Genomic DNA, 736 nt, shown 5'->3' with positions numbered 1-736 from the left:
GAGTTGGCCTTTCATCATGATCGTGTCCTTGTCTATGGAGTGAGAGTCAGCGGCTGCACGGAGCCCGGCAGGATGCGCGCCGACGGAAATTGGGAGAGCAGTGTGCGCGTCATCGGATGCTGGGCGGCCAGATCCTCGGCCGCGCGCTGCTGGGCCTCGGCACGGGCGACCGTGCGCAGGGCAATGGAGTCTTCGGCCACGCCGGCCTCGATGTCGAGCCTGGCCTCGAGGGCCGACTCGAGCTTGGCAACCAGGGCCGGCGCGCGCAGCGATTCACGCTCGACGCGCAGCGTCCAGACCTCACGGCCCTCAGCGGTCTTGCAGCCCAGAGCCTGAGCCTGACGGGCCAACTCACCCGTCATGCCGACCAGGTTGAGGGCCGCGATGCGCTCGGCCCATTGCGCGCCTTCGGGTGTCTCGCGCAGTTCGGCGCGGCGCGGCGCCTCGGGCTCGCGGGCGGCGGCGGTCGACACGGGCGCGTCATCGGCTTCCATCCACGGCGGCGGCGCATCGTCGGGCGGCGGGCCATCCATGTCGTCATCGGCCTGCGCCTCGACTTCGACCGGGCGCGGGCGCAGTCGGTCGCTGAGCCTGGGGGCGGCCGGCTCGGCCACCACGGGCGCCGCGACCACCGCGACCGGCGCGACAACCTTGGGCACCGCCACCGCCACCGGCGCCGGTGGCGCCACCTTGGGCAGCGGCACGGCGACAACCGCCTTGGCCACTGCCGCCGGCC

The 736-nt window shown here is 73.1% G+C and carries 1 pseudogene; it reads right to left on the bottom strand.

Features of this window, described 5'->3' with window-relative positions:
- Positions 1–32: 32 nt before the first annotated feature.
- A pseudogene (locus ACXJKR_RS33985) lies at positions 33–736 on the bottom strand (hypothetical protein); the annotation flags it as partial.

It is taken from the genome of Roseateles sp. P5_E11, assembly GCF_054049355.1.
Note: the sequence above shows the minus strand (reverse complement) of the source record. Positions and strands in the feature narration are given on the sequence as shown.